Origin of the sequence: Sphingobium sp. B7D2B (assembly GCF_025961895.1) — a bacterium.
In the GTDB taxonomy this organism is placed as follows: domain Bacteria; phylum Pseudomonadota; class Alphaproteobacteria; order Sphingomonadales; family Sphingomonadaceae; genus Sphingobium.
In genome coordinates, this window is record NZ_JAOQOM010000001.1 from 1,145,415 (window position 1) to 1,163,387 (window position 17,973).

A 17,973-nucleotide genomic window follows, 5' to 3' on the forward strand; every position below is an offset into this window, starting at 1 on the left:
GCTTATCTGATGTTGCGAGCCGGAACTGTCGCTCTCAAATCTGCCGAACCGCTGCGATGGAGGGCCGCGGCCCGGCCATCATACTCGGCCGGTGATCCGGTCGATCTCGCGCTTCACCATGGCCTCGACCATGCCGGGCAGGTTCTCGTCCAGCCATTCCTTGAGCATGGGGCGCAGCATCTCGCGCACCAGGCCTTCGACCGTGTTGGGTTGGCTGTCTTCCGGGCTGATGAGCAGCCGCGAGAGGTTGACGAGCGAATCGCGGGCAGCGCGGGCCTTCTCGTCCGAGACGAGCGTGGAGGCCGGCGCGGAAACAGCGGGTGCGCCATCGGCGGACGCCGCTGCCGCGCGCGGCTTGGCGGCGGCTCTGCTTTTAGACTCGGCGCTCTTTGGCTCGGCTTTCTGCTCCACAGCGGCCGGGGCGGGCTTGGCGGGGGCGCTCATCATCGGCTCCTCATGCGAGTCGTCGCTCTCGGCCCCGTCGGCATTGTCGCCGGGCAGCGCGTCCGTCAGCTCCAGAATCTGGTCATCCAGGCTGGCGCTCACGCTCGCCATGGCGGCCCGGCGCGGCACGCGCGGCGTCGCGGAAAGGCCGTCCTCCTCGGCGATGATCCGTTTGATGGAAGAGAGAATTTCCTCCATCGACGGCTCGTTCTGCATCGCCCCCATCATGGTTCCTGCGCTCAGTTGGTGTCTGAAGCGTTTACTGTCGCGTTTTGGGCGGCAGAGTCAACCGTGCGGGACGAAATGGGCGCCGGCTTGGCGTCATCGTCCCAGTCGAACCACTTGCCCTTCACGCGCTGGAAGTTGTCGGCCGGGTTGATCACCTGCTCGGGCGCGATGCCGAAGTCCGTCGGGTTGATCCGGCCCATCGCGGCCAGCAGCGAGAAGGCCGCGACATAGGCATTGCGCTCTGCCGTCACGAGCTGGACGCTCGCGATGAAGCTTTCCTGCTCCGCGTTCAGGATATCGAGGATGGTGCGGGTGCCCACGCTGTTTTCGGCGCGCACGCCGCGCAGCGAGAGGCCGCTGGCATCCACCGCCACGCGATTGGAGGCGATCACTTCATTGCTCGCCTGCCAGCTCGAATAGAGCGAGCGGGTCTGCGCGATCACGCTGCGCTCGACGGCGGTCTCGGTTTCTATCGCCTGCTGCTGATAGGCCTGGCTCTGGCGGACCTGCGCGCCGGGCCGGCCGCCCTGATAGAGCGGCAGGGAAAGGCGCGCGCCGACGATCACCTGACCGCTGTCTTGCGCCTCGTTGGCGCCGCCGCGGGAGGCGAGATCGGTATAATGCTGGCCGCTGGCGAAGGCGGAGACCGTCGGCAGCCGCTGGCCCTTGGCGACGCGCACGTCATAGGCCGCGGCTTCGCGGATGTTGCGGGCCGCGAGCAGATCGGGATTCTGGGCCATGGCGACATCGACGGCTTCGTCAGGCGTCGCGGGCAGGCCGGGCAATTGCGGCGGGGTCTGCAGGTCGACCGGCTCGTGGCCGACCAGCTGGATGTAGCGCTCGCGCGCCTCGATCAGCGAGGCTTCGGCCGTCTGCATGTCCGCGCGGGCCAGCGAAAGGCGCGACTCGGACTGGGCGACGTCCGTGCGGGTGAGATCGCCGACCTGGAAGCGATTGTTGGTCGCCCGCAGATTGACCTCGAGCACCTGCACATTGTTGCGGCTGAGGCCCACAACGGACTCCGCGCGGATCACGTCCATATAGGCCGCCACCACCTGCGAGAAGATGGAGAGCTCCGTGGCGCGCAGATCATATTGCCCGGCCTCGATCCGCTCGCGCGCGCCGGCCAGCGCATTGCGCACCCGGCCGCCGGAATAGACCGGCACGCTCACGCTCAGCAGCGTCGTAAGCGAGCGGGAGGGCGCCAGCGGATTGAGCGGGCGCTCATGGGCGAACTCGTTGTAGGTGGAGGAGACGCCCACATCCGGCAGGCCATTGGCCTTCTGGATGTTGAAATTCTCGTCCGTCGCCCGCTGGCCGGCCCGCGCCGCGGTCAGCGTCGGATTGTCCCGATAGGCCGCGGCCAGCGCTTCCTGCAGCGTCTCGGCCTGGGCGGGGAGGGTGCTGGTGCTCAGCAGAGCGGCGAGCATCGCGAGGGGCTTGGTCCGGCGGATGAGCATAAGCGGTCGAGGCTTCCGGGTCAGAATGTGAAGGTCTTGGGCCGGGCGAAACCGGGCAGGGGCACGGCCTCCCAATCCACGAAGGCGCGTGCGCCAAAGCCGCCGGTGGTGCGCGTGCCGATGCACAGGCGCGTCACGCCGCGCTCCAGCCGGGCGAACACCGCGCGGCCACCGATGCGCAATTGCGCAATGAGCGCCTCGTCCAGCTCCTCAATGGCGCCATCGACGAACAGCAGATCATAAGGCGCGCCCTGCGCGAAGCCGGCGGCGAGCGGTCCTTGCTGCAGCGTAACGCCGGCATGACCGGCCAAGGCAGCCTTGGCGTGGGCGAACAGCGCGTCATCGTCCTCGATCGCGACCACAGTGCAGCCAAGCCGCGCGAGCAGCGCCGCCGCATAGCCGGTCGCCGCGCCGACCAGCAGCACCTTCTCGCCCGCGCGCGGGGCGGCTTCGACCAGCAGGCGCGCGGTGGCAAGCGGCGGGTTGAGCGCCCGGCCATTGGCCAGCGGCACGGCCCGATCGATATAGGCCGCGCTGCGCCGCTCCTGCGGCACATAGAGTTCGCGCGGTTCGGCGAGGATCGCTTCGAGGATCACAGGATCGTTGACGTCGCTGGTGCGCAACTGGCTTTCCACCATCGCACGGCGCATCGCCTTGAAAGTCTGCTCGGTCATAAGCTCCCTGATGACATGGCTGTATTGTATGAGCAATACAGTAATTGGCTTTGCCAGCCTCTCTAGCTTTTTTGCACCGCACAGTGAAAAGTTTTTTAATGCCCCTACGCAGTCTGCGCACCTGTCCCGTCCGTCATGGCGCAAAGCAAGTTGCGTTGCCGAATGAATTGAGCTAGCCGCCCTCCCTCGACCACCCCCGAGGCCCGATGGCGGAGTGGTGACGCAGCGGACTGCAAATCCGTATACGCCGGTTCGATTCCGGCTCGGGCCTCCAGGACTTCACACACACACACACACACACACATGCCCCAAACGGGCCTCAGTGGAAGTCGCGCGATTTTGGCAGAATTCTGACATTGCGGGGATGGCCATTGAGGCGGGGGCGCTGGGGGTTGCGGATTTCGTCGCCGCGCGCGGTTTGCGGGGCCATGGGGGGATGATCGGCGAGGTCATCGAGCATCGCCGTGCGGTCGATCACCCGCCGGACCATCAGGTGGACCACGCCTTCCTTGCTCTTCTGGATTTCACCCTCGATCAGCATCAGGCGCGCGGCCATCACGGCGCGGCGCTGCTTGTCGAGATCGCGTGCCCACAGCAGCGCGTTGACGATCCCCGTTTCATCCTCGATCGTGATGAACACGGCATTGCCCTTGCCGGGCCGCTGCCGGGTCAGGACCACGCCTGCGACGCGCGTCCTGCGGCCATCGGGCAGCGCATTGGCGGCCGCGCAGGATCGCACGCCTTCGCGGGTCAGCGCAGCGCGCAGAAACTGCATCGGATGCCCCTTCAATGACAGGCGCGCGGTCTGGTAATCGGCCACCACTTCCTCGGAGAGCGGCATGGCGGGCAGGCGCGGATCGGCTTCGCGGCCGAGTTCCGGCGCATCGGCAAAGGCGAACAGGGGGAGCTGGGTGGGCGGCGTGCGACGCACCTCCCACAAGGCATCGCGGCGCGACTCCGCCAGCGTGCCAAAAGCATCAGCATCGGCCAGCTTGCGCAACGCCTGGGGAGGCAGGCTGGCCCGCCGGGCGAGATCTTCAATAGAAACGAACGCGCCCTCCTGCCGGGCCTGTGCGATCGTATCGGCCCATCCCTGCCGGAAGCCGTCGATGCGTGAAAATCCCAGCCGCAGCGCCAGCGCACTGCCGGCCGGTCCTTCCAGCGTGCTATCCCATTCGCTTGCATTCACGTCGATCGCACGGATCTCCACGCCATGCTCCTGCGCATCGCGCACCAGTTGCGCGGGCGCATAAAAGCCCATCGGCTGGCTGTTGAGCAGGGCGCAGGTGAACGCGGCCGGATGGCGACATTTCAGCCAAGATGAGACATAAGCGAGCCATCCAAAGGCCTGGGCATGGCTTTCGGGAAAGCCATATTCGCCAAAGCCCTCAATCTGTTGATAGCAGCGTTCGGCAAAGTCCCGCTCATAGCCGCGCGCCACCATGCCTTCGACCAGCAGGCTCTGGTAATTATGCACCGTTCCGTGATGGCGGAAGGTGGCCATGGCGCGCCGCAACCCATCGGCCTGGGGCGGCGTGAACTTGGCCGCCACGATGGCCAGCTTCATCGCCTGTTCCTGGAACAGCGGCACGCCCAATGTCTTGCCCAATACCTCGCGCAGCTCGTTGGGATCGTTTGGCGGGGCAGGGCTGGGAAAGACCACGGCCTCCTCCTTGTTGCGGCGGCGCAAATAGGGATGGACCATGCCGCCCTGGATCGGCCCGGGGCGGACGATCGCCACCTGAATGACCAGATCGTACAGCTCCTTGGGCCTCATCCTTGGCAGCATGGCGATCTGCGCACGACTTTCGACCTGAAAGGTGCCGATGCTGTCGCCGCGCTGGAGCATCGCGTAGGTCGCCTTGTCCTCGCGCGGCACCGTGGCCAGCGTCAGGTCCGCCAGGCCATGCGTGCGCAGCAGGTCGAAGCTCTTGCGGATGCAGGTCAGCATCCCGAGCGCCAGCACATCCACCTTCATCAGGCCCAGTGCGTCGATGTCGTCCTTGTCCCATTCGATGAAGGTGCGATCGGGCATGGCGCCATTGTGAATGGGCACCAGTTCGTCGAGCCGGCTCTCGGTCAGCACGAATCCGCCGACATGCTGAGAGAGATGGCGGGGATATTCGAGCAGGCGCTCAACCAGCGTCCGCAGGCGGCCGACTTCGGGATTGTCAGGATCAAATCCGGCCTCCTCGATCCGCGGGGAGGGTACCCGGCTGCCGCCGGGGGAGCCCCAGATGGTCGAGGCGATCCGCGCGGTCACGTCCTCGGTCAGGCCCAGCGCCTTGCCCACTTCGCGGATCGCGCTGCGTGGGCGATAGTGGATCACCGTGGCCGCAATGCCCGCCCGCTCGCGACCATAGCGGGCATAGATATACTGCATGATTTCCTCGCGGCGCTCATGCTCGAAATCCACGTCGATATCGGGCGGTTCGTGGCGCTCTTCCGAGAGGAAGCGCGAGAACAGCAGCTTCTCCCGCACCGGATCGATCGGGGTGATGCCGAGGAAATAGCAGACCAGCGAATTGGCCGCGCTGCCCCGGCCCTGGCACAGGATCGGCTGCTCGAGGCTGCGGGCATGGCGCACAATATCGTGCACGGTGAGGAAGTAATAAGCGTAGTTCCGCTTGCGGATCAGCGCATATTCCTCATCCAGCACCGCTTGGTATTTTTCGGGCAGGCCATCGGGGAAATATTCGCGGCCACCCTCCTGCACCAGATGTTCCAGCCAGGCCTGCGGTTGCCAGCCTTCGGGCACCGGTTCGTGCGGATATTCATAGCGCAGATCATCGAGCGTGAAGGCGATGCGCGAGAGGATGTCCGTGCTGGCCGTCACGGCTTCGGGGCACGTGCGGAACAGGCGGGCCATTTCGGCAGGGGGCTTGAGATGGCGTTCGGCGTTGGCCAGCAGGCGGCGGCCCGCCGCAGCGATGGTCGTGCCTTCGCGGATGCAGGTCAGGATATCGTGCAGCGGTCGCGCGTCGGAATGATCGTAGAGCGCATCGCACGTGGCGAGTAGAGGCACGCCGCACGCCGCGCCCAGCGCCTGGGCTTGCGCCAGCCGCCGCGCATCCGCTCCGCTGCGCTGCATGGTCGCCGCCAGCCACACCGCGCCGGGACGCGCCTCCGTTAGCCGCTCCAACAGGCTCCGGTCACGCCCGGTGGCGATCAGCAGCAGGTCGTCGGCATGATCGAGCAGATCCGGCAGATTGAGCGTGCAATCACCCTTTTCCGCGCGGCGGTTACCCAGCGTCAGCAGCCGTGTCAGCCGTCCCCAGCCATGGCGGGTGGCGGGATAGGCGACGATATCCGGCGTCCCATCCCCAAAGACCAGCCGCGCGCCGACAGCAAGGCGGAAACCGGTGGCAGGCCCGCCGATCTCCCGCCAGGCCACATGCGCGCGCACGACGCCTGCCACCGTGTTGCGATCCGCAATGCCCAGCCCGGCCATGCCCAGATGATGGGCCTGCGCCACCATATGCGCGGGATGCGAAGCGCCGCGCAGGAAGCTGTAATTGGTGGCCGCGACCAGCTCTGCGAAAGGGGGCGGGTCGCTCATGCGAACAGCCCGTGGAGATACCAGTTCGGATCGGGCTTTTCATCATAAAGCCCGTGGCGGAAGATCCAGTAGCGTCGCCCGCGCACGTCCTCGATCCGGTAATAGTCCCGTGTCAGCCCGGCCTTGCCGGGGGCTTCGCCGCCCTTGCGCCGCCACCATTCGGAGGCGATCCGCTCGGGGCCTTCATAGAGCCGCACCTCGTGCAGCCTGCGTTTCCAGCGGAAGCGGTGCGGCGGGCCGTCCGGCACTTGCGCGATCACCTCCACCGGCTGGGGCGGATCGAACAGGAATAGCGGGCGCAAGGGCGGCTCGCCCACCGGCGGCGTGGGCCATGGAAGGGGCGCGCGGGCATGGATCGCGGGCAAAGCAAGCTGCGCCTGTTCGGGAATATGGCTGTCCTGCGGCTCAAGGCGACACAGGCTGGCCGGCCCCAGGCGGGTGCTCAACCGGTCGATCAGATCGGCCAGCGCGCCGGCATCCTGCTCGCTGCCATCCAGAGCCGGCTGGCTGGTGCCGAGCGGCTCGGTGACGGGTAGGAACAAGGTGATGCGGTCATAGCCAAAGCCGGGGTCGAGCGGATCGGCCAGCGTGCCGATGCGTTCGTCGAACAGGCGCAACACCGGCGCCGGATCGCGCGTGGGCAGACCGGTCTCGATTGCCAGCCGATGGCGCGCCCCATCGCTGCGGAACAATGTCAGCACGAAGCGCCGGCCACCCAGTCCGCGCTCATCGAGTGTCCGGGCCGCCTCGCGCAGCAGCTCGAGAAAACAGGCGGCGATGCTGGCCTGCAAGGCGACCGGCTCGGCAAAACGGCGCTCGAAATGGAGCGGCTCGGGCTGTGCGAGCGGATCGATCGGCGCCTGTTCCTCGCCCAGCAGGCGGCGCAAGGCGGTCACCGCGTCCGCCCCGAACCGCGCGGCGATGCTGGCGGCGGCCCGTGACGCGAGATCGCCGATGGTCTTCAGCCCGGCCCGGCGCAAGGCGAGCGTCGCCTCTTCGTCCAGCCCCAGCGCCAGCACGGGCAGTGCCCGCAGCGCCTCCCGCTCGCTGGTGACGGGCAGGCGGGCATGACGGGCCAGCGCCTGCGCGCCCTGCGCGGTAGAGGCTGTGGCCATGCACACGCTCATGCCAATCGCGGCGAAGGCATCCTCGGCCTGCGCGGCCAGACCGGCCTCGCCGCCGAACAGATGGTCGCTTCCCGCAATATCCAGCGTTATCCCATTGGGCGGGGCGAGGGTGACATGCGGTGACCAGGCGATGCAATGCCGGGCCAGCCGCTGCAGCCAGTGGCGGTCGGCCTCTTCGTCCATGTCGGCCACGATGAGGTCGGGCTGCAGCGCGCGGGCATCGGCCAGCGTCTGGCCCGGCGAGATGCCGAGCGCGCGGGCCTGCGCATCGACGGCGCACAGCCGCAATGCGCCCTTGATCTTGGCGACGAGGACCAGCGGCCCGTCAGGCTGCCCGCCGGTCCCCGCGCTGTCGACCCCCTGCTGAATCCGCAGCCTTTCTGTGGGCAGGAGCGGAAACCACAGCGCCAGATAGCGCCGCTTCACGGAACAAGCGTCGGTCACGGTCCCACTCCAGCCGCCAGGAAAGGCCGCAAGGGCCGGAACGCTGCCGCAGCAAGGTCACATCGAAGGTCGGCAGTCCGGGCGCATTGCCCGGCAGCGCGAGCGAAGGTGCGGCGGCCACCTGCCAGCGGGTCTGTGCCGCGCTGGGCACGGGCAGCGCGTCCGGGCGCAGCAGCAGCAATGTCACGCCGGATTTCTCTGCCGCCAGAGTCAGGCGGCGGCTGGCGGTCAGGTCCAGCGCGGGCATCGGCCCCCAGCCTTCCACCACGACTGCGCTCAGGCCAGAGCAGCGCAACGCATCCACGGCCGCGCGCAGCAGGTCCATGCCGTCCCTGACGGTGCCGATCAGCCCCAGGCCGGGGGCGCCGCCCAGTTCGGCCCAGCCATGGCCCTGCGCCACGCCGCCTTTTCGGCTCGCCTGTCGCTCGCGGAGCCACAGCACCTTGCCGTCGGCCTCGCTCAGACCTGTCGCCAGCGAGACAACGAAACCCGCCGCTGCCGCGACATCGTCGACCTCTGCGGCATAGACTTCATGCACCCGCCCGCGCGCCAGCCCGCCGCCCAGCAGCGTATCGATCGCGGCGATGCCGAACGCCTTTCGGGAGGGGGCATCCGGCATCGCGTGATCGCATAAAAGGGCAGGGGCGAGTCTCATATGTTCCTATTATGTTCCTATTCTGAGCAGGGTCAAGGGATCGTTCCGGCAGCTTGTCCGATCGCCACCCAAGCCACTGGAGTCGAACGATCATTGGCCGTCACGCCTCTTCCAAGCGACCGTAAGAGCGTTTTCCCTCGCCGGGCATTTCGCTTGACAAGGCAGCCCTGCGCGACGGAATAAACTACAACGACGTATCACGATTTATCTGCTGCATGCGGATGCTGCGTCATGAGGGGGAGGTTAGAGGGGATGGGGTTCAAGTCAGCCGTCGGCAAAGCGCTCATGCTTGTTCTGTTCGGATCGCTCGCTCAAACGGCTGTGGCGGCCGAGAATTGCCCGTCGCCCGGCATGACCAAGGCCGATTTCGAGCGCTATTTCCTCTGTTTCAATGCGCGCGATTATGCCTGCTTCACCAGCTATTACGACCCCGATGTCGTCCTCGTGAAAGGTGGCAAATGGCCCGATCTCAAGGGGCGCGATGCCATCATCGCCTTTTATCGCGACGTCGATGCCCGTGGGCTGCAGGAGCATGTCACCCCGCACGCCATCGAGGTGCAACCGCAGGGCGCGAGGGTCGATCTGGAAGCGCATTTCCAGGCCACCAGCGACTGGCCCGACTTTGGCTCACGGCCCTTGAAGGCGGGCGATGACTGGCGGTTGCGCGGCGTGCTGCTCTACGAGATTCCATGCGGCAAGATCACCCGCATCCGGCCCCGCCCGCGTCCCGTGCAGTCATGATCGCGCGCGCCATTCGTGCGCTGGCCATGATGGCCGCGCTCCTGCTCGCCGCCCCGGCAATGGCTGCCGGACCTGCCGCCCCGGCGGCCTGTGACCGCACTTGCCTCACCGAGATCATGGACCAGTATCTGGCCGCCATGGTCGCGCATGCGCCCGCCCGGGCGCCGATGGCAGCGCAATATCGCGCGACGGAGGATGCGCAGGAGGTCCGTCTCGGCGCGGGCCTGTGGCAGACGGCGACCGGCCTCGGCACCTATCGCATCGACCTCGCCGATTCGGTGAGCGGCACTGTCGGCTATATCGGCGAGGTGCTGGAAGGGGAGGGCAAGGTCACCATCGCGCTGCGCCTCAAGGTGGCGGATCGCAAGATCACCGAGGTGGAGACAATTCTCGGGCGCGGGCGGGTGCCTGGCTCGTCGATCGTGCCGGCGCCGCGCGCGTCGTTCGGCAATATCGTTCCGCCCGCCGAGCGGCTGACCCGCCAGCAGATGATCCAAACGGCCAATGCCAATTTCGACGCGCTGCTCGCGGCCGACGGCTCCCCCTATGCGGAGGATTGCCAGCGCATCGAGAACCGCATGGCGATGAGCGGCAATGCGGAGCTCAACTATCCCATCGGCACGATCCCCGGCGTGCCCAAGCCGCATTTCGGCAGCATGGGCTGCGGCCAGCAGATCAGCCTGCACCTGTTCGACCAGCTCGACGCGGTCGAGCCGCGCCGCTTCCTCCTGCTCGATGAAGAGAAGCAGCTCGTCTTCGGCGTCTATGTTATGCGCTGGTACAAGAAGGGTCGGTGCAACGAGGTCCCCGGCTATGGCACGATCTGCCATGACAAGCCCCGCCAGCCGGTCTCGCTGCTCAATGCGGAAATCCTCGGCGTGCGCGGCGGCAAGATTCACGAGGTCGAGGCGATCTTCAAATTCGCCGCTTATGAGGCCGACAGCGGCTGGCAGGGCGATCTGCGCGACGCCGGGTCCGGCGGGGAGAACTGAGCGATGATCCGCTTTGCATGGCGTGCCACCGCCCTCGCGCTGCTGCTCTCCACCGGCTTGCCGACGCTGGCTCGGGAGGCCGCACCTGCGTGCGACCGCGCCTGCCTCTATGCGCATGTGGACCGCTATCTTGCCGCCGTCGAGCAGGGGACCCCCGCCGGTCTCGATCTCGCACCGGACTTTCGCGCCACCGAGAATGGCGTGCCGGTGGCGCCGGGCGAGGGGCTCTGGCAGACGACGGATGGCTATAGCAGCTACCAGGCGCGCGCCGCCGATGTGGCCGCAGGCCAAGTCGCGGTGCTGGGAGAAGTGAAGGAGGCCGGCAAGACCGTCGGCTATGCCACGCGCCTCAAGATCGTCGCCGGGCGGATCGCGGAAGCCGAGACGGTGATCGGCCGGTCATTCGCGCCGCAGCATCCCTCCATGCCGACCGAGGTCAGAGCCGGCCTGCGCACCATCGTGCCCAAGCGCGAGCGCCTGTCCCGCGCCGAAATGATCGCACTGGCCGACCGGAACTTCGATAATATGCTGCGCAACAAAGGCGATCATTTCGCGCCGGATTGCCAGCGGATCGAAAACCGGATGCCGATGAGCGGCAACCCGCAACTGGCTTATCCCATCACGCCCATTCCCGGCAAACCGCTGCCGCATTTCGGCAGCATGAGCTGTCAGGCGCAGGTGGAGGCGCATCTGTTCGATACGCTCGATAAGGTCGAGCCGCGCCGCACTCTGGTGGTGGATGAGGAACAGCAGGTGCTGTTCGGCGTGTTTTCCCTGCGCTTCTATGGGCGGACCGAGTGCAACGACATTCCGGGTTATGGTCGCACCTGCCCCGCCAAACTGAGGGGGCCGATGTCGCTGCTCAGCGGCGAGATGCTGGGCGTGCGGGGCGGCAAGGTGCGCGAGGTCGAGCTGATCTTCACGCGCCTGCCTTATGAGGCCGGGCAGGGCTGGGCACCCTGAGCGGACGGGGCCGAAGGACACCCGAGCCTGCCTACCCCGCCACGCCCGTCAGCGCGGCTTGACGCTATTCTCCATCTTGGCGCCGAAGTGATCGGCCAGATCCTTGCCGGTGAAGCCATGGGTTGATGAATCCGGGTCGAGCGGCAGCATCTGGCTGTCCCATGCATCATAGGCCGCCTTCACCTGCGCCATTTTCTCCGGCATCCGGTCCTTGAGGTTCGCGCGCTCCATCGGATCGTCGGCGACGTTGAACAGGAAGCTGTTCTGGAGAATCTTCAGATACTTCCAATCGCCCATGCGGCAGGCCTGCTGGTCCAGATTCTTGTAGCGCCAGCACAAGGTCCGCTCGCTCTTGCTGGAGGGGTCGGCGAGATAAGGCAGCAGATTGATGCCGTCGCTGGGATAGGCCGGGTCCGGCGCGCCGCCCGCCGCCGCGAGCAGGGTCGGCAGCCAGTCCATGGACATCATCACCTGATCGCTGGTCACCCCGGCAGGCACATAGGCCGGCCAGCGCACGATCGCGGGGACGCGAAGGCCACCTTCCAGCAACTCGGTCTTGCGGCCCGTGAACGGCCAGGTGTCGGCGAAGCGCTCGCCGCCATTGTCGCTGGTGAAGATCACGATGGTATCGTCCGCGATGCCAAGGTCGTCGAGCCGCTGCAAAATGCGCCCGACCTGCATGTCCAGCCGCGTCACCATCTGCGCATAGATGCGCTGCGAGCCGCCGTCATAATGCATCAGCGCCGTCGGCTTGCCATCGGCATCCAGCCTGATGGCCTCGGCCTCGTCACCCGGCCCCTCCCAGGGCCAGTGCGGCGCGTTGACGTGCAGCGAGATGAAGAAGGGCTTGTCCCCCTGCGCAGCGGTGCTGATCGTCTCCAGCGCGCGCTCGGCCAGAAGATCGGTGAGATAACCCTTCTCGAACACCTCGCGGTCATCGTCCCACAGGTCGTGGCGCCCGGCATATTTGTGCGTGAAATAATCCACCCCGCCGCCCCGGAAGCCCCAGAAATGGTCATAGCCGCTCTTGAGCGGGCCATATTTGGGCAGGGCGCCCAGATGCCATTTGCCGATCAGCGTCGTCTCATAACCCACCGTCCGCAGCAGCGACGGGAGAGTGGGATGCTCGGGCGGCAGGCCGACAGGGCGCTGAGCGAGCGGCTCCTCAAGGCCGATGGGCAGGCGGTTCTGATAGCGGCCGGTGATGAGGCCCGTGCGCGTCGCCGAGCAGACGGCGGAATTGGCATAGCCTTGCAGGAAGCGCATCCCGTCGGCCGCGAGGCTGTCGATCGCCGGGGTTTCATAGTCACGCCGGCCGTAGCAGGAGAGGTCGGCATAGCCCATGTCGTCGGCCATGATGAACAGGATGTTCGGCTGCTTGCGCCGATTGCCCGATGCCTTCTTAGGCCGCGCCGCCCGTGCCGTCGAACCGGCCCCCACCATGCCGGCGCCGATAACGCCCAAAGATTGGCCGAGCACGCTGCGGCGAGTCACATCAAGGTCGGTCAACTTGGGTCTCCGTCTGATTTTCGCTCATGTGGCAGCGATTGAACGGGCGAGGCAACAGATGTACGGGCAATGGCATTTATAACGCACAGGTTATGGCTGAATGATGAGTGCCCTGCAAAGCCTGCCATTTACCCTGCGCCAGCTGGTGATCTTCGAGACGCTTGCCGAGACACGCAGTTTTGCCGGCAGCGCCGAATTGCTGGGCATTTCCCAGGCGTCGGTGAGCAGCCAGTTCAAGGCGCTGGAAGCGCAGCTCGGGGTCGCGCTGATGGCCCGCAGCGCGGGGCGGCGTCCAGAACTCACGCCCGAGGGCGAGCGCTTCCTCGCCGACCTGAGGATTTTTTCCAGCGCGGCCGATCAACTGGCAGCACACCGCCTGCGCAGGCCCGGCCCCCGCGAGATCGTGCGCTTTCGCATCCTGCTGGGGCAGGGCCTCGCTGATCATTATGTGCGGCCAAGGCTGGACAGGTTTCTGGCGGCCCATCCCCACATCGTTCTGGAGTTCGATACCCGCATTCCCAGCCACGAATCGACACTCGCGGCCAGCAGTGGAACCTATGACTTCGTGCTGATCCACCAGCCTGCCGATGAGCCCGTGGCGGAAGCGATGCGGTCGCTGGGGCGGGTGTCGGGCGGCATCTTCGGCAACCGCAAACTGGCCGCAGGCCGCGAGGTGCCGCTCTCTCCCGAAGAGGTGGGGCGCTTGCCGTTCGCCTTGCCGTCCGGGCGGGATGACGGGGCGGAGCAGCGCCTGCGCCGCAAGCTGGCATCCTTTGGCGTGCAGCCCACCAACATCGTGGCGCGGGTGCAATTTTTCGATGTGATCATCGCCATGGTGGCGCGCGGTCAGGCGGTCGCCAACCTTCCTGCCGCCATGATTCCGCCGGATATGCGGGGCCGGATCGTGCGGCTCTTCCCCCTGCATGACTGGCGGCTCGTCTTCCATCGGCGGGATGCCGAGGCGCAGGGGGACCGGGATGCGGTCGAGCGGCTGTTGCTGGAGAGCGTCGTCAAGAACCGCGCCTATGGCCTGATGCCGGACTGAGGCGCGGCGTCGCGGACAAGCGAACGCCGCGCTGCCGGTGGGTTCGGCAGCGCGGCGTTCCTGCAGTCAGATCACGTCGACGAGGACGATTTCGCTGTCCTCGATGGCCGTGATGCGCAGCACGTCCACATCGCTGATCGCGGCGCCGTCACGGGCATTCACCCGCACGTCCTCGATCTGCACCGCACCGGTGGCGGGCACCAGATAGGCCTTGCGGTCCTTGCCGAGCGGATAGTCCGCCGTCTCGCCGGCACGCAGGGTCGCGCCCAGCACGCGGCCATCGGTGCGGATCGGCAGGGCGTCTTCATCCTCGGCATGGCCAGAGGCCAGGGTGACGAACTTGCCCGAGCGCTCGCCCTTGGGGAAAGGCTTGGCGCCCCATTGCGGCGGCTCGCCCTCGCGGGTGGGGATGATCCAGATCTGGAAGATCCGCGTGGTCACATCCTCGAGATTATATTCCGAGTGGCGGATGCCAGTGCCGGCGCTCATCACCTGCACGTCGCCCGCTTCCGTGCGGCCGACATTGCCGAGGCTGTCCTGATGGGTGATCGCGCCCTCGCGGACATAGGTGATGATCTCCATGTCGCGGTGCGGATGGGGCGGGAAGCCTGTCTGCGGCGCGATGGCATCGTCGTTCCACACCCGCAGGCTGCCGAAGTGGACCCGCTCAGGATCATGGTAGCCGGCAAAGGAGAAGTGGTGATGGGCATCCAGCCAGCCGTGGTTGGCGGCGCCGAGGCTGTCGAAGGGGCGAAGGTCGATCATTGTGTGTCTCCTTGTCAGAGGGAAGGTCGCGGACGTTCTGTCCGGCGTTGGAGACCGATTTAGGGCTTGTGAGCTTTGCTGTTCAGTGGGATAAAATAGACCGTTATGTTCGAGAAAGTTGAATAGTGAGCGCGCCCGGCACGCCAACGCTCGACCAGTTGCGCATCTTCCTCGCGGTGGTGGACAGCGGCAGTTTTGCGGCGGCGGGGCGGCGGCTCAACCGCGCTGTGTCGGTCATCAGCTATGGCATCGCCAATCTGGAGGCGCAGCTTGGCCTGACGCTGTTCGAGCGGGAAGGGACGCGCAAGCCGGAGCTGACCGTTGCCGGCCGGGCGTTGCTCGCCGATGCCCGTGCCGTCGCCCATGGCGTGGACGGGCTGCGTGCCCGCGTCAAAGGCCTGCTCGATGGGCTGGAGGCGGAAGTGGATCTGGCCGTCGACGTCATGCTGCCGGCCGAGCGGCTGGGCGCGGTGCTGCGCGCCTTCGCGCGCGAATACCCCACCGTCCAGCTCCGCCTGCATGTCGAAGCGCTTGGCGCTGTCCTCGCCATGGTGCGGGAGGGGCGGGCGATGATCGGCATTTCCGGCCCGCTCGCCATTGGCGCCGATGGGGTGGAGTGCGTCGCGGCGGGCTCGGTCCCGCTGGTGCCGGTCGCCGCGCCCGATCATCCGCTCGGGCAAATGGCGCAGATCGCGCCCGGCGCCGGGCGTGATTACACCCAGCTCGTGCTCACCGACCGCTCGCGCGCCACCGATGGGCAGGATTATTCGGTGCTGAGTCCCAAGACCTGGCGGCTGGCCGATCTCGGCGCCAAGCACGCCCTGCTGTGCGAGGGTGTCGGCTGGGGCAACATGCCGCTGCCCATGGTGGAGAGCGATCTCGTCGCCGGCACGCTGGTGCGCCTCGCCATGCCCGATCATCCGGGCGGAACCTACCGCTTCGCCGGCATCTGGCGTCGGGATACGCCGCCCGGCCCTGCGGCTGAATGGCTGATCGCACAGTTCGTCGAACAGGGCCGGGCCGATGCTGCACTCGCAGGGATGATCGATCTCTGAGCCCTGCCGCAACGGGATGCGCGCACCGGCAAGTTCCTGCGCAAACAATCGGCTAGGGGCTGCGAGCGTCACCGGACGAGCGGGATAAACCCGGCGGCGTTACAGGAGAGGATGTCTGCGCATGGACAGAGCCGCTTTGCTGGCATTGCTGGATGAGACCGTCGCGTCTCTGGGCGCCAATGATCCCCAGCGCTTACCCCTCGCGCCCCGTTTGCGCTATACCGAGAACAGCGTCGAATTCCCCTTTGGCGACGGCGCCTGGAAGACCGTGACCGGCATCGGCGAGTATCGCTGGGATGTGGTGGACGTGCGCACCAGCAATGCCGCGCGCTTCGGCGTGCTGGAGGAGAGCGGCGACAAGGCGCTGTTCGTGCTGCGGATCGCGGCGCTGGAAACCGGCGCCCTCGCCGAGATCGAGCTGCTGGTGGCGCGCGCGACGGACAGCGGCGTTCCCTTCCTCAACACCGATCCCGCGCCGCGTCCGGAACTGACCGAGCCGGTCCCGCCCGCCTCCCGCACCGAGCGGGCACGGATGCTCTCGCTGGCCGATGGCTATTTCTCCACGCTCGAGCAGAATGACGGCACGCTGCACACCCGCTTCACCGCGGATTGCGAGCGGCGCGAAAATGGCGTGCAGACCACGCACAATCCCCAGCCCGATCTGGCGCCGGTCGCCAAGATGGGCTGCGAGGAGCAGTTCCTCCTCGGCTATTACCGGTTCGACAACTGGATTCGCGCGCGGCGCTACCCGCTGGTGGATGAGGAGCAGGGCGTGGTCCTCTGCGGCGGCTTCATCGATCATGACGGGCAGACGCGCGACTATCAGCTCACCAATGGCGAGACGCGCACCGGCTTTTTCCTGCGGCCCCACAGCTTCGCCTATCTGGAAGCCTTCAAGATCCGCGACGATGCCATTTCCGCCGTCGAAGCGGTGTTTCACTTCGTGCCCTACCGGATGCGCTCGCCCTGGGCCCAGGATGAGCGCGATCCGCGCCTGGCGAAGGCCTAAGCTGATGCCACCTGATCCAAATACACTCGTCACCCCGGACTTGATCCGGGGTCCCGCTTTACTGCTGGCCGAAGCCGAAGGCAGCGGGACCCCGGATCAAGCCCGGGGTGACGACGTGGAATCCATAATATCCCCCGACCCCAAGGAGCACCCCCATGTCCGATGATGTCTCAGCCCTGCGCGAGGAACTGGCGCGTTTGCGATCCGATCTGACGGCGCTCGCCGCCCGCGCCGACAAGGCGGATCATTATGTCGAAATCTGCAATCTGCAGTGCGCTTATGGCTATTATGTCGACAAGGGCCGCTGGGACGATGCAGCCAAGCTGTTCGCCGAGGATGGCACGCTCGAGCTGGCCGGGCGCGGCGTCTATGTCGGGCGGGAGCGGGTGCGGGAATATCTCCATCACCTGCCGCCTTATGGTCCTGGCGTGCTGTACAATCACATGCAGCTGCAGCCGGTCGTCCACATCGATTGTGCCGCCGGCACCGCCAAGGCGCGCTGGCGCACGTTCATGATGGTCGGCGGCGTCGGGCGCGAGGCGCGCTGGGGCGAGGCGACCTATGAGAACAGCTACAAGATCGAGAACGGCAAGTGGCGGATCGCGCAGCTGCACGGCTATATGAACATCTATACCGAATATGATGAAGGCTGGCATCGCGGCGGCGTCCAGCTGCTGCGCTCGATCGACGGGCTGCAGCCCGATCTGCCGCCGACGATGCAGTATGAATCCTACCCTGAGCCGGTGATCGCGCCTTACCACTATAAGGAGGTGTAGGGCGACCCAGGCCACCCGCGCGCTGCCGCTCGCCGCTCAGTCGGTGGGCGGCGTGCGCTTGCTATTGGGATCGAATTTGAGCATCTCCACGCTCTTGAGCGCCGGGTCCCAATGCTCTGCAATCATGCCATTTTCGATGCGGAACAGGTCGAACCAGCTCGTCAAATAAGGCTGCCCCTCGGCATCCTTCTCGGGCCGCTCGAACACGCACATCACCATGTCCCGCTCCGCGATCATGTTGACCAGCGGCAGCATGATCCGCTCTTCGATCTCGCGGACCGGGCGCGAGCCCTTAATGAAGTCGACCAGCGGCTGGCGGCCGGAGGCGACATTGGGATTATGCTGGATATAGCCCTCGGCAATGAATTCGGCGGCCCGGTCGGCGTGGCCTGCCTGCAGCACGGTGCGATACATGTCCCAGACGAGGCGCTTGTTGGCCGCGAGCTGCGGATCGGCGCTCTCCAGCAAGGCAAGCTGGGCGTCGCGATCGGTAATGGCCTGGCTCATGCGGGTCTCCGTTGCAAAAT

The 17,973-nt window shown here is 66.5% G+C and carries 16 protein-coding genes and 1 tRNA gene; 8 read left to right on the forward strand and 9 right to left on the reverse strand.

Annotated features, from left to right (window positions below):
* Window positions 1-78: 78 nt before the first annotated feature.
* The 3 genes from M2341_RS05170 to M2341_RS05180 are packed head-to-tail and all read right to left on the reverse strand — an operon-like array spanning window position 79 to window position 2,806.
* Window positions 79-660, reverse strand: coding sequence for a DUF2497 domain-containing protein (locus M2341_RS05170; protein ID WP_319801040.1), 582 nt, complete (start codon window positions 658-660; stop codon window positions 79-81).
* Between the two features lie 23 nt (window positions 661-683).
* The gene (locus tag M2341_RS05175) at window positions 684-2,132 is read right to left on the reverse strand and encodes a TolC family outer membrane protein (protein WP_264584477.1); all 1,449 of its coding nucleotides are present in this window, start codon (window positions 2,130-2,132) and stop codon (window positions 684-686) included.
* Between the two features lie 20 nt (window positions 2,133-2,152).
* The gene (locus M2341_RS05180) at window positions 2,153-2,806 is read right to left on the reverse strand and encodes a protein-L-isoaspartate O-methyltransferase family protein (RefSeq protein ID WP_264584478.1); all 654 of its coding nucleotides are present in this window, start codon (window positions 2,804-2,806) and stop codon (window positions 2,153-2,155) included.
* 200 nt (window positions 2,807-3,006) lie between these two features.
* On the opposite strand from M2341_RS05180, the gene M2341_RS05185 reads away from it, so the two are divergent.
* Window positions 3,007-3,080, forward strand: a tRNA-Cys gene (locus M2341_RS05185).
* A 45-nt stretch (window positions 3,081-3,125) separates the two neighbouring features.
* Here the strand turns inward: M2341_RS05185 and M2341_RS05190 are convergent.
* Genes M2341_RS05190 through M2341_RS05200 form a run of 3 tightly spaced genes read right to left on the reverse strand, consistent with a single transcriptional unit; the run spans window position 3,126 to window position 8,555 of the window.
* Window positions 3,126-6,365, reverse strand: coding sequence for an error-prone DNA polymerase (locus tag M2341_RS05190; protein WP_264584479.1), 3,240 nt, complete (start codon window positions 6,363-6,365; stop codon window positions 3,126-3,128).
* Window positions 6,362-7,936 (reverse strand): Y-family DNA polymerase, encoded by a 1,575-nt coding sequence (locus M2341_RS05195; RefSeq protein ID WP_264584480.1) that lies wholly within the window; start codon window positions 7,934-7,936, stop codon window positions 6,362-6,364. The genes M2341_RS05190 and M2341_RS05195 overlap by 4 nt, the downstream gene beginning before the upstream one ends.
* The gene (locus M2341_RS05200) at window positions 7,818-8,555 is read right to left on the reverse strand and encodes an ImuA family protein (protein WP_264584481.1); all 738 of its coding nucleotides are present in this window, start codon (window positions 8,553-8,555) and stop codon (window positions 7,818-7,820) included. The genes M2341_RS05195 and M2341_RS05200 overlap by 119 nt, the downstream gene beginning before the upstream one ends.
* 288 nt (window positions 8,556-8,843) lie before the next feature.
* Between M2341_RS05200 and M2341_RS05205 the strand changes: the two genes are divergently transcribed.
* Genes M2341_RS05205 through M2341_RS05215 form a run of 3 tightly spaced genes read left to right on the forward strand, consistent with a single transcriptional unit; the run spans window position 8,844 to window position 11,287 of the window.
* Entirely contained in the window at window positions 8,844-9,332 is a 489-nt protein-coding gene (locus tag M2341_RS05205) for a nuclear transport factor 2 family protein (protein WP_264584482.1), read from the forward strand.
* On the forward strand, window positions 9,329-10,324 hold the full coding sequence (locus tag M2341_RS05210; RefSeq protein ID WP_264584483.1) for a hypothetical protein: 996 nt from the start codon (window positions 9,329-9,331) through the stop codon (window positions 10,322-10,324). Before M2341_RS05205 ends, M2341_RS05210 begins: the two co-directional genes overlap by 4 nt.
* A gap of 3 nt (window positions 10,325-10,327) precedes the next feature.
* The gene (locus M2341_RS05215) at window positions 10,328-11,287 is read left to right on the forward strand and encodes a hypothetical protein (RefSeq protein ID WP_264584484.1); all 960 of its coding nucleotides are present in this window, start codon (window positions 10,328-10,330) and stop codon (window positions 11,285-11,287) included.
* Window positions 11,288-11,335: 48 nt separating this feature from the next.
* Here the strand turns inward: M2341_RS05215 and M2341_RS05220 are convergent, their stop codons facing one another.
* Window positions 11,336-12,796 (reverse strand): sulfatase-like hydrolase/transferase, encoded by a 1,461-nt coding sequence (locus tag M2341_RS05220; protein WP_264584485.1) that lies wholly within the window; start codon window positions 12,794-12,796, stop codon window positions 11,336-11,338.
* 100 nt (window positions 12,797-12,896) lie between these two features.
* Here M2341_RS05220 and M2341_RS05225 point away from each other — a divergent pair, with 100 nt between their 5' ends.
* Window positions 12,897-13,841 (forward strand): LysR family transcriptional regulator, encoded by a 945-nt coding sequence (locus M2341_RS05225; protein ID WP_264584486.1) that lies wholly within the window; start codon window positions 12,897-12,899, stop codon window positions 13,839-13,841.
* 66 nt (window positions 13,842-13,907) lie between these two features.
* On the opposite strand, the gene M2341_RS05230 is transcribed toward M2341_RS05225, so the two are convergent.
* A complete protein-coding gene (locus tag M2341_RS05230; protein ID WP_264584487.1) occupies window positions 13,908-14,606 on the reverse strand; it encodes a pirin family protein in 699 nt (232 codons plus the stop codon).
* A gap of 125 nt (window positions 14,607-14,731) precedes the next feature.
* On the opposite strand from M2341_RS05230, the gene M2341_RS05235 reads away from it, so the two are divergent.
* The 3 genes from M2341_RS05235 (at window position 14,732) to M2341_RS05245 (ending at window position 17,446) form a co-directional block, all read left to right on the forward strand.
* Complete coding sequence (locus M2341_RS05235) at window positions 14,732-15,661, forward strand: LysR family transcriptional regulator (RefSeq protein ID WP_264574637.1); 930 nt, start codon at window positions 14,732-14,734, stop codon at window positions 15,659-15,661.
* A 121-nt stretch (window positions 15,662-15,782) separates the two neighbouring features.
* Window positions 15,783-16,670: a hypothetical protein gene (locus M2341_RS05240; protein ID WP_264584488.1), complete on the forward strand. Its 888-nt coding sequence runs from the start codon at window positions 15,783-15,785 to the stop codon at window positions 16,668-16,670.
* Window positions 16,671-16,825: 155 nt separating this feature from the next.
* Entirely contained in the window at window positions 16,826-17,446 is a 621-nt protein-coding gene (locus M2341_RS05245) for a nuclear transport factor 2 family protein (protein ID WP_181558933.1), read from the forward strand.
* 36 nt (window positions 17,447-17,482) lie between these two features.
* On the opposite strand, the gene M2341_RS05250 is transcribed toward M2341_RS05245, so the two are convergent.
* Entirely contained in the window at window positions 17,483-17,953 is a 471-nt protein-coding gene (locus M2341_RS05250) for a nuclear transport factor 2 family protein (protein WP_264584489.1), read from the reverse strand.
* Window positions 17,954-17,973: the final 20 nt, after the last annotated feature.

Bases quoted from the DNA above. Each gene is read 5' to 3' on its own strand.
- M2341_RS05170 (WP_319801040.1), bottom strand. From the start codon at position 660: ATGCAGAACGAGCCGTCGATGGAGGAAATTCTCTCTTCCATCAAACGG.
- M2341_RS05175 (WP_264584477.1), bottom strand. From the start codon at position 2,132: ATGCTCATCCGCCGGACCAAGCCCCTCGCGATGCTCGCCGCTCTGCTG.
- M2341_RS05180 (WP_264584478.1), bottom strand. From the start codon at position 2,806: ATGACCGAGCAGACTTTCAAGGCGATGCGCCGTGCGATGGTGGAAAGC.
- M2341_RS05190 (WP_264584479.1), bottom strand. From the start codon at position 6,365: ATGAGCGACCCGCCCCCTTTCGCAGAGCTGGTCGCGGCCACCAATTAC.
- M2341_RS05200 (WP_264584481.1), bottom strand. From the start codon at position 8,555: ATGCCGGATGCCCCCTCCCGAAAGGCGTTCGGCATCGCCGCGATCGAT.
- M2341_RS05205 (WP_264584482.1), top strand. From the start codon at position 8,844: ATGGGGTTCAAGTCAGCCGTCGGCAAAGCGCTCATGCTTGTTCTGTTC.
- M2341_RS05210 (WP_264584483.1), top strand. From the start codon at position 9,329: ATGATCGCGCGCGCCATTCGTGCGCTGGCCATGATGGCCGCGCTCCTG.
- M2341_RS05215 (WP_264584484.1), top strand. From the start codon at position 10,328: ATGATCCGCTTTGCATGGCGTGCCACCGCCCTCGCGCTGCTGCTCTCC.
- M2341_RS05225 (WP_264584486.1), top strand. From the start codon at position 12,897: ATGATGAGTGCCCTGCAAAGCCTGCCATTTACCCTGCGCCAGCTGGTG.
- M2341_RS05230 (WP_264584487.1), bottom strand. From the start codon at position 14,606: ATGATCGACCTTCGCCCCTTCGACAGCCTCGGCGCCGCCAACCACGGC.
- M2341_RS05240 (WP_264584488.1), top strand. From the start codon at position 15,783: ATGGACAGAGCCGCTTTGCTGGCATTGCTGGATGAGACCGTCGCGTCT.
- M2341_RS05245 (WP_181558933.1), top strand. From the start codon at position 16,826: ATGTCCGATGATGTCTCAGCCCTGCGCGAGGAACTGGCGCGTTTGCGA.
- M2341_RS05250 (WP_264584489.1), bottom strand. From the start codon at position 17,953: ATGAGCCAGGCCATTACCGATCGCGACGCCCAGCTTGCCTTGCTGGAG.